The 14,316-nt window shown below is 64.5% G+C and carries 9 protein-coding genes, 1 tRNA gene and 1 pseudogene; 3 read left to right on the forward strand and 8 right to left on the reverse strand.

The window, feature by feature from the left end:
• The first annotated feature begins 74 nt into the window (after positions 1-74).
• A complete protein-coding gene (ffh, locus tag AVHM3334_RS13630; protein ID WP_284413062.1) occupies positions 75-1,454 on the forward strand; it encodes a signal recognition particle protein in 1,380 nt (459 codons plus the stop codon).
• Between the two features lie 317 nt (positions 1,455-1,771).
• On the opposite strand, the gene mdoH is transcribed toward ffh, so the two are convergent.
• The 6 genes from mdoH to AVHM3334_RS13660 form a co-directional block, all read right to left on the reverse strand.
• Positions 1,772-3,844 (reverse strand): glucans biosynthesis glucosyltransferase MdoH, encoded by a 2,073-nt coding sequence (gene mdoH / locus AVHM3334_RS13635; RefSeq protein ID WP_284413064.1) that lies wholly within the window; start codon positions 3,842-3,844, stop codon positions 1,772-1,774.
• Between the two features lie 404 nt (positions 3,845-4,248).
• The gene (locus tag AVHM3334_RS13640; RefSeq protein ID WP_284413066.1) at positions 4,249-5,649 is read right to left on the reverse strand and encodes a sigma 54-interacting transcriptional regulator; all 1,401 of its coding nucleotides are present in this window, start codon (positions 5,647-5,649) and stop codon (positions 4,249-4,251) included.
• A gap of 22 nt (positions 5,650-5,671) precedes the next feature.
• On the reverse strand, positions 5,672-6,376 hold the full coding sequence (locus AVHM3334_RS13645; RefSeq protein WP_284413068.1) for a hypothetical protein: 705 nt from the start codon (positions 6,374-6,376) through the stop codon (positions 5,672-5,674).
• Positions 6,366-7,826, reverse strand: coding sequence for an ATP-binding protein (locus AVHM3334_RS13650; RefSeq protein WP_284413088.1), 1,461 nt, complete (start codon positions 7,824-7,826; stop codon positions 6,366-6,368). The genes AVHM3334_RS13645 and AVHM3334_RS13650 overlap by 11 nt, the downstream gene beginning before the upstream one ends.
• A gap of 13 nt (positions 7,827-7,839) precedes the next feature.
• The gene (gene miaB, locus AVHM3334_RS13655; protein WP_284413070.1) at positions 7,840-9,183 is read right to left on the reverse strand and encodes a tRNA (N6-isopentenyl adenosine(37)-C2)-methylthiotransferase MiaB; all 1,344 of its coding nucleotides are present in this window, start codon (positions 9,181-9,183) and stop codon (positions 7,840-7,842) included.
• Positions 9,184-9,301: 118 nt separating this feature from the next.
• Positions 9,302-9,724 (reverse strand): hypothetical protein, encoded by a 423-nt coding sequence (locus AVHM3334_RS13660; protein WP_284413072.1) that lies wholly within the window; start codon positions 9,722-9,724, stop codon positions 9,302-9,304.
• 124 nt (positions 9,725-9,848) lie between these two features.
• Between AVHM3334_RS13660 and AVHM3334_RS13665 the strand changes: the two genes are divergently transcribed.
• Positions 9,849-9,925: transfer RNA gene (locus AVHM3334_RS13665), tRNA-Met, on the forward strand.
• Between the two features lie 85 nt (positions 9,926-10,010).
• Positions 10,011-11,363 (forward strand): site-specific integrase, encoded by a 1,353-nt coding sequence (locus AVHM3334_RS13670; protein ID WP_284413073.1) that lies wholly within the window; start codon positions 10,011-10,013, stop codon positions 11,361-11,363.
• 43 nt (positions 11,364-11,406) lie between these two features.
• On the opposite strand, the gene AVHM3334_RS13675 is transcribed toward AVHM3334_RS13670, so the two are convergent.
• Together AVHM3334_RS13675 and AVHM3334_RS13680 are read right to left on the reverse strand one after the other, a co-directional pair.
• Entirely contained in the window at positions 11,407-13,302 is a 1,896-nt protein-coding gene (locus AVHM3334_RS13675) for a DUF262 domain-containing protein (protein WP_284413075.1), read from the reverse strand.
• A 193-nt stretch (positions 13,303-13,495) separates the two neighbouring features.
• A pseudogene (locus AVHM3334_RS13680) lies at positions 13,496-14,316 on the reverse strand (IS630 family transposase); the annotation flags it as partial.

Genomic DNA, 14,316 nt, shown 5'->3' on the forward strand with positions numbered 1-14,316 from the left:
GCCCTTCGCCCGCCTTCGGCGGACCTGCCTGCGGCACCAGTCGCCCAGGCGCGGGGCACTTCCGGAACACTCCTATGGCCTCCGCCCTTACCGAAAAACTCACGCGACTCGTCAAGGAGATGCGCGGCCAGGCCCGCATCACCGAATCCAATGTGCAGGACATGCTGCGCGAAGTGCGCATGGCGCTGCTGGAGGCCGACGTTGCCCTGCCCGTGGTGCGCGACTTCATCGCCCGCGTGAAGGAAAAGGCCCTGGGCCAGGAAGTGCTGGGCTCGCTCAAGCCGGGGCAGACGCTGGTGTCGATCGTGAACCGCGAACTGGCCGCCACCATGGGCGAGGGCATTGCCGACATCAACCTGGCGGCCCAGCCGCCCGCGGTGATCCTGATGGCCGGCCTGCAGGGCGCTGGCAAGACCACCACCACCGCCAAGCTGGCCAAGCACCTGATCGAAAAGCGCAAGAAGAAGGTGCTCACCGTGTCGGGCGACGTGTACCGGCCCGCCGCCATCGAGCAGCTCAAGACCGTGACGGCGCAGGCCGGCGCCGAGTGGTTCCCCAGCACGGCTGATCAGAAACCCCTGGACATCGCGCGTGCGGCCATCGACTACGCCAAGCGCCATTACTTCGATGTGCTGCTGGTGGACACGGCCGGGCGCCTGGCCATCGACGAAGCCTTGATGAACGAAATCAAGGAACTGCACGCCGTGCTGAACCCGGTCGAGACGCTGTTCGTGGTCGATGCCATGCAGGGCCAGGACGCCATCAACACGGCCCGTGCCTTCAAGGAGGCGCTGCCGCTCACCGGCATCGTGCTGACCAAGCTGGACGGCGACTCGCGCGGCGGCGCGGCGCTGTCGGTGCGCCAGGTGACCGGCGCCCCGATCAAGTTCGCCGGCGTCTCGGAAAAGATCGACGGCCTGGAAGTGTTCGATGCCGAGCGCCATGCGGGCCGCATCCTCGGCATGGGCGACATCGTCGCGCTGGTCGAGCAGGTGAGCGCGGGCGTGGACATGGAGGCGGCGCAGAAGCTCGCGGCCAAGGTCAAGAGCGGCGATGGCTTCGATCTGAACGACTTCCTGTCGCAGTTGCAGCAGATGAAGCAGATGGGCGGACTGTCCAGCCTGATGGACAAGCTGCCCGCCCAGTTCACCGCCAAGGCCGGCCAGGTGGACATGGACAAGGCCGAGAAGGACATCCGCCGCAAGGAAGGCATCATCCAGAGCATGACGCCGCTGGAACGCCGCAAGCCCGAACTGATCAAGGCCACCCGCAAGAAGCGCATCGCCGCCGGCTCCGGCGTGCATGTGCAGGAGGTCAACCGCCTGCTCAACGAGTTCGACCAGATGCAAGGCATGATGAAGAAGATGAAGGGCGGCGGCCTCATGAAGATGATGAAGCGCATGGGCGGCATGAAAGGCCTGGGCGGCGGCGGAATGCCGAAGCTGCCGTTCTGACCAGCGCCTGGCCGGTGCCCGCCATGCCGTGGGAAGAATTGCCCCAGCCGCCTTTGCCCATGGTTTGCTATAAAAATAATAGCTATATCCCCTAGTGAATCATGCGCTGGAGGCCAAAAAGACCATGGGTCCTCGGTGTGTGCTGTGAGGACGGACCGCGCCCAGTGCCTTGCCTGGCCGGCGCGTGGTGACTCTTTGAATCTTTCACAGCGACGCACGCAGACACAGGCCAACCCGTTTCACCCATGAAAAAGCCGACCCTCGGGTCGGCTTTTTCATGGGGGCGCCGCAGTTGCGGCGCGTGTCGGTGCGGCGGATCAGGCGGCCTTGAGCACCGGGGCTGCAGAACGCTGGGGGCGGTTCTTGAGTTGCGTGGCGTGCATCCACGCGCGGCGCAGGACAGGTGGCGACCATGCCTCTTCGGGGATCAGCAGCAGGCGCTGGGCGCGCACGGCGCGTCCCAGGGCGATCTGGCTGGAGATCACCACCAGCGGGATCGACAGAGCCAGCGGCAGGCCCACGGGCATGAGCCAGATCAGAGCGCTCGGATCGATCAGTGCCACGCCCACGCCCAGCAGGGCGATCACACCGGTCATGGGAGCCAGCTGGCGAACGGCATCGCTCCAGGGCACGGCATTGGCTTCGCGGGGTGGCGACTTCCAGTCCAGCTTCAGGCCGGTGAGGGCGATCAGCACGAACAGGGAATGGGCCAGCATGCGGATCGGGGCTTGCAGAATGGCCAGCACGCTTTCCAGGCCGGCGCTCTTGAGCAGTCTGGCGGTGCCGCCGTACTGCTTTTGCTCGCCCTTCATGAGGATCGCCGTCACACCCAAAGCACGGGGCAGGAACAGCATGCACAGCGTCCAGGCCCACAGCGCCATCAGTTCGCTGGGCAGGATGTTCCAGTCGGACACCAGCCGTGCGCCGGCCAGCCACAGGGCCGTGCCGAAGGTGATGAAGGCCAGCCACAGAGGAGCGGACAGATAGGCCATGGCGCCGGTGACGAACATGGCGCGGTGCACGGGGTGGATGCCGGGCTCTGCCATCAGGCGGGCATTTTGCAGGTTGCCCTGGCACCAGCGGCGGTCACGCTGCAACTCGGACAGCAGGTCCGGCGGTTGCTGTTCATAGCTGCCGACCAGGTCGGACACCAGCCACACCTGGTAGCCGGCACGGCGCATCAGAGCTGCTTCCACGAAGTCGTGCGACATGATGCCGCCGCTCATGCCGCCGGTGCCCTTGATGGGCGCCAGCGCGCAGTGTTCCATGAAGGGCTGGACGCGGATGATCGCGTTGTGGCCCCAGTAGTGGGACTCGCCCAGTTGCCAGAACTGCATGCCGAGGGTGAACAGCCGGCCGGTCACGCGGGAGGCGAACTGCTGTGCACGGGCGTGCAGGGTGACGTGGCCGATGGCCTGGGTGGCGGTCTGGATGATGCCGGCGCGGGGATGGGCTTCCATCAGCTTGGCCATCGAGACGATGCAATCGCCGCTCATGACGCTGTCGGCATCGAGCACGACCATGTAGCGGTAGTCCTTGCCCCAGCGGCGGCAGAAGTCGGCCACGTTGCCGGCCTTGCGGTGGCTACGGCGGGTGCGCAGGCGGTAGTACACCTCGACCTGGGGCTGGTTGCCATTGGCGGCCAGGGCGGCGCGCAGTTCTTCCCAGGCGGTGCGCTCTGCGGCGGCGATCTTGGGGTCGTAGCTGTCGGAGAGCACGAACACGTCGAAGGTCTTTGCCTGCCCCGTGGCCGCCACGGATTCGCAGGTGGCGCGAAGGCCGGCGAACACGGTGGCGACATCTTCGTTGCAGATCGGCATGATGATCGCGGTGCGGGCGTCGGGGCTCAAAGGCTGGTTGCGCACGCTGGCGGCCGACAGCGCGTGGGCATCGCCGCGCAGCATGACCCAAAAGCCCATCATGCCGGTCAGGAAGCCGGTGACGACCCAGGTGGAGAGCAGAGCGAACAGGGCCAGTTGGCCATATTCGAGCCAGGCGTTGTCATAGCTGGGCTGGACGCCGGCGAACAGCGTGGTGGCCAGCGCGCTGCTGGCAACCGTCAGCAGCATGAACACCAGGCGGCGCTGCTGGGCGGCATGCTGCCATGTTTCGGTGACTTCGGAGCCTTCGGCAGGGCGGTTGCGCTGGCCGTTCAGGCGCATCAGCAATGCGGTGCCGATGCTGTTCCAGAAACCGCGCCAGGGCAGCGGCGCCATGGAGCCGCGGTGCATGGGCGGTGCGGTGACGGAGTTGGGGTGGCGCTCTTCGCGCATCGTGCTGCGGTTGGAGGCCGCGGGACGGGGGTATTTGGCACCGCGCCTCGCCACCACGGCGGGTGCATGCGCCACGGCGCCGACACGTCCTACACGGGAAGATTGATGTGGGTCCATGGTTCCCTCATTGCGGAGTTGGGTTGTCGTTGGAGAAGAAGCGCGTGTCCGGCTTTCGGCGACAAGGCCGCCGGAGACGGAAGACACGGCCAGACGCGCGGAGACTTCGCCCTGGCTGCCCTGCGCCAGTGGCTGTCCTGCAGCCGTTGCGGCAGCAGGCACCCGGTTCGCAGAGGCGCTTGGCATCTGCAGGGTTTGGGAGGAGGAAATTTCTTGCGTCATGCTGGTCTATAGGGCAAACCCTGTGCCAGCTTCTAAAAGTCTTTTTAAATCAAAGACTTACGACGTTGTTGAGCTGTAAGCGATTGTGCAGTGCCGCAAAACCCCTCGAAAAAGGCTGAATCTGTCGGGATTCAGCGACCAACCCGAGGTGCGAGAAGTGAATTCCCTTTTAAATCAATGGCTTAGTCGTGTCGCTCTTCGGCGACATCCTCCGCGCTGCCTGCGTCGGCCTTGAAATGGCCGGGGGTCAGGGCGTGCTTTTGCAGCAGCCGGTAGAACTCCGTGCGGTTGCGCTGGGCGAGGCGGGCGGCATCGGCCACGTTGCCGTCCGTCATCTTGAGCAAGTCCACCAGGTACTCGCGTTCGAACCGATGGCGTGCTTCGGCGAAGCTCAGTACCTGCGCGGAGGGCGTGCGCAGGGCGCGCTGCACCAGCCCCAGGGAAACCAGCGGCGTCGTGGACAGCGCGCAGGCCTGCTCCACCACGTTGTAGAGCTGGCGCACGTTGCCGGGCCAGGCCGCAGTGGTGAGGGCCTTGAGCGCTTCCGGGGAAAAGCCAGACAGGCGCTTGTCGTATTTGCGGGCGAGGTTGTCCAGGAAGTGGTTGGCCAGCAGCGCGATGTCCTCGCGCCGGTCGCCCAACGTGGGCAGGGTCAGCGTCACGACGTTCAGGCGGTAGTACAGGTCTTCCCGAAACTGGGCGGCAGCCATGGCCGTCTCCAGATCGCGGTGGGTGGCCGAGATGATGCGCACGTTCACCGGCGTCGCCTGGCTGGCGCCCACCGGCCGCACGGCCCGTTCCTGCAGCACCCGCAGCAGCTTGACCTGCAGGGCGGGCGGCATGTCACCGATTTCGTCGAGCAGCAGCGTGCCGCCGTCGGCCGCCTGGAACAAGCCCTTGTGGTTGGTCACGGCGTCGGTGAACGCGCCCTTCATGTGGCCGAACAGCTCGGATTCGAGCAGCGCTTCGGGAATGGCGCCGCAGTTCACCGCCACGAAGGGGCGGCTGGCGCGCGGGCTGGCGCGGTGGATGGCCCGTGCCAGCAATTCCTTGCCGGTGCCGCTGTCGCCCAGCAGCAGCACGCTGGCATCGGACTGGGCCACCATGTGCGCTTCGGCCAGCAGGTCCGCCATGCGGTTGGAGCGGCTGATGATCTCCGCGCGCCAGGCATCGTCGGCCCGGGTGGTCTGCGCCGTGGGCGTGCTGAACGCCAGCGCCTGGGCGATCTTGTCCAGCAGGTCCTTGGCGTCGTAGGGCTTGGTGAGGTAGGTGAAAACGCCCCGGGCCGTGGCTTCCACCGCATCGGGGATCGTGCCGTGCGCGGTCAGCAGGATGACCGGCAGCGACGGGTGGCGCGAACGGACCTCGTCGAACAGCGCCAGGCCATCGCGCCCTGGCAGGCGCACATCGCTCAGCACGAGCTGCGGCCGGTCGATGTCCAGTTGGGCGAGCGCGGCCTCGGCCGAGGTCACGGCGGTGACTTCGTAGCCCGCGCCCTGCAGGCGCAGCGACAGCAGCCGCAGCATGTCGGCGTCGTCGTCCACCACAAGGATGCGTTGGCGGTGTCCGGAAGAGGCTTTCATGTTGGCGATCGGTTTGTAGCGGTCAGCGTTGGGGTTCGGGAGGGGGTTGCGCACCCTTGGCAGGGTCGTTGACGCCCCCGGGCCGGGCATTCAGGCTGCGTTCGATGGCGCGCATGGCTTCCAGCCGGTCGTTCAACTGGTCGATGCGCCGCTGGGCATCGCGCAATTGCTGGTTCTGGCGGTCCAGCTGGTCTTCCAGCCGGCGCTGCTGCAGCAACCGGCCTTCCAGCAGCCGGGCCAGCGGGTGCAACGTGGGCGCGGGGGCGGTGTTGTCTGCCATGACGCGCTGCACCAGTCCGAGCGCGCGGGCGGTGTCGGGTGCCTGGCGGGTGTGCATGAGCACGATGGCCAGTTGCAGCGTTTTCTCGGGCGAGGGCTGCTGGGTGTTGGACAGCTGCGTGATCTCGGCGGCAAGCTCCGCCGTGCCCATGCTGCGCGCCTTGTCTGCGTACTGCAGCATCTGCCGGGGAATGGATGCACGCGCGCTACCGCTGTCCTTGGGCGGCGCTTCGGTCATGGGCGGTGGCGCCTCGTCCGGCTCTTCCTTCGGAGGCGGTGCCGTTGGCGCGGGCGCTTCCACAGGAGGGGGGGGCGGCGGCGCCACGGGCGGCTGATTGGCGCAGCCCGCGCTCAGCAGGGCCACCGCCAGCAGCAGGCCGGCCGGCCCGGCGCAGCGCGCACCGCGGGCCGCGCCAAGGGCGGAAAGCGACGGGGATTCAGGAGACATGGGGCAGTTCAATGCGGAAGGGGGTGCGTTCGCCGTCCTCCACGAGCGTGACGTGGCCCCCGTGGGCGCTCACGTATTCCTGGACGATGGACAGGCCGATGCCCGTGCCGCGCGCGGCGTCTTCGGGTTGGCGCACACCCCGGTAAAACGGTTCGAAGATGCGGGAACGGTCATTCTCATGCACTCCCGGGCCGTCGTCCGCGAAATCGACCCGAATCCGGTCGGCAAAACGTGACAAGGTGATCCGAATCGTTCCACCGCGCGGCGAAAACCGGATGGCGTTGGACAGCAGGTTGCTCACCGCCGGGGCGATTTTCTCCGCATCGATTTGCAGCGACATCGGCGAGCCCTCCACCACCACATCGAGCTTCTTGGCCTGCCAGTGCAGGCGCTGCGCCTCCACCTGGCTTTCGATGAGTGCGAGCAGATCGGTTTCCGCGCGGCGCAATTGGCGCGCCTCGAACGCCGCGGCGTTGAAGCGCAGCAGCGCCTCGATCTCGCCCTGCAGCACCAGCGTGTTCTGGTGCAGGATGTCCACCACTTCCCGCTGGCCGTCGGTCAACTCGCCCGTGACGCCGTCCTGCAGCAGGGCCACACCCTCGCGCATCGAGGCCAGCGGCGTCTTCAGTTCGTGGGACACGTGCCGCAGAAAGCGCGCCTTGTCGGCGTCCAGTTCCAGCAGCCGCATGCGCAGCCATTCCAGCTGCTGGCCCACGCGGCGGATGTCCACCGGGCCGGACAGGTCCACCGCTTGCGACAGGTCGTTCTCGCCCAGCAGGCGGATGGCGTGCTCCATGCGCTTGAACGGCCGGGCCAGCCAGATGCCGAAGGCCAGCGCCAGCGCCAGCGCCAGCACGATCACGCCCACCACCTGGTGCGTCACCTCGCGCCGGCTGGCCTCGATCTTCTCCAGCAAGGCCGTGCTGCGCTGTGCGTTCATGTCCTGCACCGTCTGGGCGATGGTGCCGTTCAGCGCGTCCAGTTCGAGGAACAGCCCCGCCACGACCCGCTCGTTCTCCAGCGACAGCGCCGCAGGCCCGTCCAGCAGGGATGTGACTTCGCCCAGGTGCTTGCGCCACAGGTTGGGCAGGTCCGACGGCAGGCCCTTGGCTTCCAGCCGCTGCAGGATGTCGCGGGCCTCGCCGGACACTTCATCGAACCGCCTGCGCAGCGATTTGTCGGCCAGCACGAGCGACTGGCGCGCTGCGCGTTCCAGCGTCTGGCTGCGCCCGTTCAGGCTCTGCGCTGCCGCGGTGAGCTGGATCGCCTCGGCCGCGCCGTTGCGGCTTTGCCCCATCAGCTGTTCCAGCGTGAAGATCGCCCGCAGCGAACTGGCACCCAACAGGCCGGCGATCAGCAAAAAAGCCAGCAGCAGCATCTGCTGGAACGACAGGCCGCCCAGGGCCGCAACCCCTTGCTGCCGGCGCAAGAAGCGCATCGCGAATCCCATGCCCATGCGGCCCTCAGTGCGCCAGAGCAGGCTCGCTCACCACGACCTCGCCGCGCAGGGTGTATGCCTTGGCCTCGGTGATGGTCACGTCCACCATCTGGCCGACCAGCCGGGGCTGCCCGATGAAATTGACGACCCGGTTGCACTCGGTGCGGCCCATCAGCTCGTTCGCGTCGCGCTTGGAAGCGCCCTCGACCAGGATGCGCTGCACGGTGCCCACGCGGCTTTCGCTGATGGACTTGATGTTTCCATTGATAACGGCTTGCAACGCTTGCAGGCGCTGCAGCTTCACCTCATGGGGCGTGTCGTCGTGCAGGCTGGCGGCAGGCGTGCCAGGGCGCGGGCTGAAGATGAAGCTGAAGCTGTTGTCGAAATGCACGTCGTCGATGAGCTTCATCATCTTGCGGAAATCTTCCTCGGTCTCGCCAGGGAAGCCCACGATGAAGTCGCTGCTCATGGCCAGGTCCGGCCGGATCGCGCGCAGCTTGCGCACCGTGCTCTTGTATTCCATGGCGGTGTAGCCGCGCTTCATGGCCATCAGGATGCGGTCCGACCCATGCTGCACGGGCAGGTGCAGGTGGCTGGCCAGTTTGGGAATGCGGGCGTAAGCCTCGATCAGCCGCGGCGTGAACTCGTTGGGGTGGCTGGTGGTGTAGCGGATGCGCTCGATGCCCGGAATGTCGGCCACATATTCCAGCAGCAGCGCGAAGTCGGCGATTTCAGTGGTGTCGCCCATCTTGCCCAGATAGGCATTCACGTTCTGCCCCAGCAGCGTGATTTCCTTCACGCCCTGGTCGGCCAGGCCCGCGACCTCGACCAGAACGTCGTCGAACGGCCGGCTCACCTCTTCGCCGCGCGTGTAGGGCACCACGCAGTAGCTGCAGTATTTGCTGCAGCCTTCCATGATGGACACGAAGGCGCTGGCGCCGTCCACGCGCGCGGGCGGCAGGTGATCGAACTTCTCGATCTCGGGAAAGCTGATGTCCACCTGCGGGCGGCGCTGCGCGTCGCGCTGGGCCAGCAGTTCGGGCAGGCGGTGCAGCGTCTGCGGGCCGAACACCACATCGACATAGGGCGCGCGCTTGATGATCTCGGCGCCTTCCTGGCTGGCCACGCAGCCGCCCACGCCGATCTTCACGCCCCGCGCTTTCAAGTGCTTGATGCGTCCCAGGTCGCTGAAGACCTTCTCTTGTGCCTTCTCGCGCACCGAGCAGGTGTTGAAGAGGATCAGGTCGGCCTCTTCGACATCCTGCGTGGGCTCGTAGCCCTGGGCGGCGCGGAGCACATCGGCCATCTTGTCCGAGTCGTACTCGTTCATCTGGCAGCCGAAGGTTTTGATGAAGACTTTTTTGCTCATGGGGAATCTCTGGTGTCGGTAGCGCTGCCTGCGGCAATGGCGGGCGAGGCCGGTCGTGCGGCTTGGAAAGGGTGGCGCGTCCCAGCCGCCGCAGCGCTGGTGGTGCCCGTGCCAGGGCCTATCGCTTAGGAATCTCGGACTCGAAGATGAAATTGCGGTCCGTCGAGTTGGCGCCCTTGCGTGGCAGGGCGGCCTCTTCCTTGCTGAGGATCCAGGCCGTCAGCAGCATGCCGGTGCTGGCCTCGATCACGTAGTTCACCGTGTACTTTTGGCCGATCACCGAGTGGGCCATGACCAGCGTGTTCTGCGGGCTGAACAGGCGCATGCCGGGGGCCATGCGGATGGCCTTGCCATCCAGTTGCGCATCGACGGTGCTGTTGATGGCCAGCGTTCCGCGCAGGGCATTTTCAGGAAAGGTGCGCAATCCGCCCAGGGGCGCGACCACCTGGGCCGCGGCGGGCAGAACCGCGCCGGTCAGAAGGGCGCCGGCCAACAAAGGCGCGAAGAGAAAGGAAAACGGGGCAGTGGGGCAGCGGTTCATGGTTTACATCCAGGGGCTGGGGGCGCGATTTTACGTGCAGGCCCGTCGAAGCGCCGCCCGCAGGAGCAGGCAGAACAAGAAAAGGGTTGAAAGCGAAAAAAGTCGCGATATAATCGAGGGCTTAGGCGCTTTAGCTCAGTCGGTTAGAGCGATGGAATCATAATCCACAGGTCCGCGGTTCGAATCCGTGAAGCGCCACCAAATTAACGGAAGCCCGCATCAGCACTCGCTGTGCGGGCTTTTCGCTTGAAGGGCCAGGTGGCGCAAGAAGTGGCGCAACTCCGCCATGCCCCAAGCCCTGAAAATCCTGCCCCACCTCCAACGCGACCGCCTCGGCACCTACTACTTCCGCCTCACCGTCGCCGGCAAGACCCTGCGCCGCTCGCTGGGCACGAAGGACCGCGCCTTGGCTACCATGCTCGCATCCAGACTCAATTGGGAGTGGGCCTTGACCAAGCGCAGCACCGAACCGACCGTCTCCGACATCCTCAAAGCCTTCAAGAGGGACGGCCGCGAGTTCAACGCCGAGTTCCCGGACGGAACCAAGCTCACCGGCATCGAGACCGATGACGACCTGCGCCGGGCCAAGGAGTTGATGCTCGCCCGGATTGAGGCCATAGGCCCAATCGAGTCGCACCTGGCGCCGCTGCGGCCCGAATACCGGCAGACTCCAAAGCGCCCCAAGAAGCCCTTCTCCAAGGCCGTGCTGCCCTATCTGGCCGAGAAGCTGCACGACAACGACGTGAAGACCCGCGAGGACAAGGAGGCCACCTACGCCGCGTTCGCCGCCCAGTTCGACGACCCCGACATGGCGGCCATCGACAAGCCCATGGCCGTCGCGTTCAAGCAGGCCCAGCTTGCCATCGGCACAGCCGGGGCCGACCGCATCAACAAGAAGATCGGCCACCTCGCTGACTTCTTCGCGTGGGCCATCGGCAACGGTGTCGCGGACGCCAACCCCTTCGACGGCACCCGCATCAGCAAGAAGTCCAAGCTCATGGAGGCCATCGAGTCCTATGAGCCCTTCACCGCCGAGGAGATCGCCGCCATCTTCAACCCGGCGACGTGGCCCGGCTGCGCCACCGCCAGCAAGCCGCATTTCCATTGGCTGCCCTTCCTGCTGGCATACACCGGCGCGCGCCCCAACGAGCTGGCGGGCATCATGCTGGACGACATCCGCCGCGAACAAGGCATCGACTACTTCGCCTTGAAGGCCGCGAAGAACAGCAACAGCCAGCGCAAGATTCCGTTCCACCGCGCCATCCGCGAATCCGGCTTCATGGCCTACCTCGACCAGCGCCGCAAGGACGACGCGGGCGGCCAGCTCTTCCCCCTGCTGCTGCCTAGCAAGAACGGCCACGCCAAGAACGTCTCGCGCCGCTTCAACGAGTCGTATCTGCTCACGCTCCGCATCAATGATCCACGCCGCCGCCTTTACAGCTTCCGCTCGACGTTCATCACCCGCATGAGCGAACTCAACGTCAACCCGGCGATGCTCATGGCCCTCGTCGGCCACTATGAACAGACCGCCGTTGACCTGTCATCACCGCACTTCAAAAACTACCAAGGGGCAAAGCGGATCGCCGCCCTGCGCGACACCATGGACTTGTTCGACATCGCCTTGCCGATGGTGTTTTGATCATCGGTGATCGCAGTCTCTGAGCCGTTTGCAGAGTTTGATGTCAGTTCACCGGGAGAAGGGGCCGAGGCCAAATTTCGCAAAGTGCTTCGCCGAGCGTCTTGCCTCGCTCCGCGATGGCCTGTTCATCCCACTCTGACGCTCCGTCGAAGTGCCGGTTCAATCGCAAGACTGAGTTTCGATACTCGAATAGCTTGAGCTCAAACGATCCATTGCTGGCGGCGGGGTTCAGATACTTGTTGAGGAGTGTCAGGTTGCCCAGCGTGTGCAGGGCCACGTTGCGCTGCCTAATCGAATCGGCAAACTCAACAAGATCGTCCTTGGCGAGAGACGGGTATTTGGCAATGTTGGCTGGTATCTCCCGGCCTTTGAGCTGCCAGTGCGTGGCCCATGCTTGGGGGAGCACATGCTCGATTTGCAAACCTGTGTCGATTTCGCCGCGCTCCGTCTTCTTCCCTCGCAGGCTCAGCTCAAGCCTTTCCAGAATCAGCCGCAACGCGGGCGTCTTCAGGCTTTCAAACACGGGTTTGCCGATGGCTGTCTCAAGCACTTGATCGTCGGTGGGCCAGCGCCTTGTCGAGCCGCCGCCTTCGAGCAGCTTGCGCCGCAAGGCCGACGGCACAGCGGCGCCTCGGGTTCCATTCAGACTAGCGATCACATCGACAAACAGCTTGTTGTATTCCTTGTTTTCCTCGCCGAGGAATACTCGACGCGCGATGAACGACTCGAGCGTGCCTAGACTTTCGGCAAGCTGCCCGGCATCCAGCCCGGCCTCCAATTCCAAGAACATGATCAGCGGCAGCGCTGTCGAAACGTCAAAGTCCGCCAAGACGCGACGCAAATCCGCGCTCGGCAGTCGCTCCATCGGCAAGGACTCATATCGCGTATACACATCGCCATGGGTGACGAAGTCGGACAGTTCATCCTTCACGCTGGCGTATCGCGGCGGAGTGGCCGACACCCAGCGCCGATATTCCTCGTTGACTCGCCGCGCGTCCACCATCTGGCCAGTCTTCGCCATCAAAAAATAGCGAAGGCCCAAGTCGAGGCGTGAATACGAGCGCCCGCCACGCTTGACCTCAGAGCTCCAAAATGGCGTCTCGAACTTGCTCCAATAGTTCTTGAAAATCTCGTCGCGATTGGCCTGTTCTTTCTCAGCGCGCATGAAGACCAAGCTTCGTAGCAAATCGGACTGCGAGAGTGGCCGGCCCTGCGAGTTGAGCGAATAGAAAATTTCTTGTGAATCGTCGCCTTCGGACAGCGCGATCTCGACCACCGAAAAATCTTGTTGCAAAGCCTGCAAGAGGGCGAACGCACTTGCCTCCGGGGACTTCCCCTCAGCCTCGGCCGTCGATGCGATCCAAGCGTCGATGCTCTGCGAAAAATACAGGTAGGCCTCCACCAATAGGCTTCTAGGCTCAGGTTTTCTCTTTTTCGGTAAGCGGACCAACGGATGCCGAGCCTCCACGGCTTGACGGCTGCCAGCCTTCACGATGCTTTGGAAGACATCGCGGTTGAGCGTCGTCGGCCAGATCTTGAACAGCTCCTCTTCGGGATGCTCCATGACATCCGGATCGGCGTTCTCCAAATACCGCTCAGATGGCCGCTCGAGCATCTTCCATTCGTTCCGTCGAGCGATATCCCGATAGGCGCACAGCAGCAACTGGAGCGTCGTCAACCGCTGCTGGCCATCGATGACCAAGAATCGCTTGACCTCCCGCGGCGAGCTGGGACGCACGCCCTCGATGATCAGAGCCCCTAGGTAATGCGGATTGGTCTTGACCCCCCGAAGCTGCAAGATGGCCTTCTCCGCCACATCCTCCCATAGGGTCGCCCACTGGGGGTTCTCCTGCCAGACGTAGAGCCGCTGGAACATCGGCACCACGTAGCGCAATTGCGAGTTGAAAAGAGCGTCGAGCGATCTTGGATTGGCTTGCATGAGTTGTATCTCCCCTGCTGCCAAGTATGCAACGCTCAAACGCCGGGCCGGGGCGCTGGTGGTTTTCAGTGGTCGTCATCCTGCGTGGGAATTTGTATAAACCAGACGCACTCGCTTGAGGTGCAATGTGGCGCGCCAATTTTCGCGGTGCATATGTCTGCAAACAACGACGTGTTCGGCGCCACCTGCCGCACTAGTGTTCTGTCCCGCTGATAAGTGAGCAAAGTCGATGCAGCTTTTCGAGTATCGAATCTGCGGTGGCGGTCCACCTGAAGGGTTGGCAGTTGGCGTTGTAGGCGGTGACGAAGTGGTCGATGCGTTGGACGAGTTGCTTGACGCTGGTGAATGATCCCCGGCGAATGGCCTTGTCCGTGATCAGCGAGAAGAAGCGTTCGACCTGGTTGAGCCAGGAGCTGTAGGTCGGGATGAAGTGCATGTGCCAACGCGGCCTTGCCGCCAGCCAGGCCTTGACCTTCGGGTGGCTGTGAGTGGCGTAGTTGTCGGCGATGCAGTGGATGTCCAACTGCGGCGGCACGGCCCGGTCGATCTCGCGTAGGAACGACAGGAACTCCTGGTGCCGGTGACGTGGCTTGCATGCGGCCAGCACGGCGCCGTTGAGTACGTTGAGTGCCGCAAACAGTGTTGTGGTGCCGTGGCGCTTGTAGTCGTGGGTGACACCCTCAACGTAGCCAAAGCCCATGGGCAGCATGGGCTGCGTGCGCTCCAGCGCCTGGCACTGGCTCTTCTCGTCCACACAGATGACCAGCGCGTTGTCGGGCGGGCTGAGGTACAGGCCGACCACATCGCGAAGCTTCTCGATGAAGAACGGATCATTGGACAACTTGAAGCCTTCGGTGCGGTGCGGCTGTAGTCCCAAGAGCTGGAAGGCTTCAGTCTCTCAGCAATGGCGTTGTTGGGCTCACCATCGGCACTGCTCAGAACGATGCGAGCCCGATTGCTCAGCGCAGCAGGCAGCGAGCGGCTGCGGGCAAGGGATTGAAGCTGCGATCGCTC

Source organism: Acidovorax sp. SUPP3334 (assembly GCF_030159055.1).
Classification (GTDB): Bacteria; Pseudomonadota; Gammaproteobacteria; order Burkholderiales; family Burkholderiaceae_C; genus Paracidovorax.

What these genes read in the sequence shown, in the direction of transcription:
- ffh (WP_284413062.1), top strand. Translation starts at nt 75, where the DNA reads ATGGCCTCCGCCCTTACCGAAAAACTCACGCGACTCGTCAAGGAGATG.
- mdoH (WP_284413064.1), bottom strand. Translation starts at nt 3,844, where the DNA reads ATGGACCCACATCAATCTTCCCGTGTAGGACGTGTCGGCGCCGTGGCG.
- AVHM3334_RS13640 (WP_284413066.1), bottom strand. Translation starts at nt 5,649, where the DNA reads ATGAAAGCCTCTTCCGGACACCGCCAACGCATCCTTGTGGTGGACGAC.
- AVHM3334_RS13645 (WP_284413068.1), bottom strand. Translation starts at nt 6,376, where the DNA reads ATGTCTCCTGAATCCCCGTCGCTTTCCGCCCTTGGCGCGGCCCGCGGT.
- AVHM3334_RS13650 (WP_284413088.1), bottom strand. Translation starts at nt 7,826, where the DNA reads ATGGGATTCGCGATGCGCTTCTTGCGCCGGCAGCAAGGGGTTGCGGCC.
- miaB (WP_284413070.1), bottom strand. Translation starts at nt 9,183, where the DNA reads ATGAGCAAAAAAGTCTTCATCAAAACCTTCGGCTGCCAGATGAACGAG.
- AVHM3334_RS13660 (WP_284413072.1), bottom strand. Translation starts at nt 9,724, where the DNA reads ATGAACCGCTGCCCCACTGCCCCGTTTTCCTTTCTCTTCGCGCCTTTG.
- AVHM3334_RS13670 (WP_284413073.1), top strand. Translation starts at nt 10,011, where the DNA reads ATGCCCCAAGCCCTGAAAATCCTGCCCCACCTCCAACGCGACCGCCTC.
- AVHM3334_RS13675 (WP_284413075.1), bottom strand. Translation starts at nt 13,302, where the DNA reads ATGCAAGCCAATCCAAGATCGCTCGACGCTCTTTTCAACTCGCAATTG.